Raw genomic sequence first — 649 nt, forward strand, 5'->3', positions numbered from 1 at the left:
CCACCTTTCCTTTTTTATGCTTCCTTATCAATCCCTATATTGTTGCGATTCAATAAGTTGGCGTAAAAATCTTTTCCGATGCGTTTTGATTTATCCCTTCGTATCGGGGAATTTGTGGGTCAGATTGCGGGTCATTCAGTTCGATGAACGGGAGTGACCCTCATATGTTAACTGACAGCAAAGTCCGATCCGCGAAACCTCTCGCAAAATCTTACAAGCTCACCGATTCGCAAGGTCTGTACCTCACGGTATCCACCAGCGGCGCTAAGCTATGGTATTTCCGGTATCGCCTCGGCGGTAAAGAAAGCCGTCTGGCTTTTGGCCCCTACCCGCAAACTACGCTGGCGGAAGCCCGTGAAAAGCGCGATGCAGCGCGTAAGCTGCTGGCGTCCGGCATCAGCCCTTCTCAGCTTCGCAAAACGAACAACCCCGCCGTTGAGGAATCCCGAACATTCCAGAATGTCGCTCTGACATGGCACACCAGCAGCCTGAAACTCTGGTCGGACGCGCACGCCGATAAAATTCTTACCTGCCTGAAACGCTACGTTTTCCCCGCGATTGGCGCGATGGATATCGCACAGGTTGAAACCCGCCATCTGGCGCAGTTGGTTAAGGCGATTGACGATAAAGGCGTGCATGACGTCGCTGG

Annotated in this window: 1 protein-coding gene; it reads left to right on the forward strand. The window is 52.4% G+C overall.

Annotated elements, in window-relative coordinates; genetic code table 11:
* Nucleotides 1-164 precede the first annotated feature (164 nt).
* Nucleotides 165-649, forward strand: a 485-nt coding sequence (locus ACKQAD_RS20260) for a tyrosine-type recombinase/integrase (protein ID WP_409161757.1), incomplete at its 3' end; no start/stop codon positions are given.

Origin of the sequence: Pectobacterium artocarpous (assembly GCF_046159765.1) — a bacterium.
GTDB lineage: Bacteria > Pseudomonadota > Gammaproteobacteria > Enterobacterales > Enterobacteriaceae > Pectobacterium.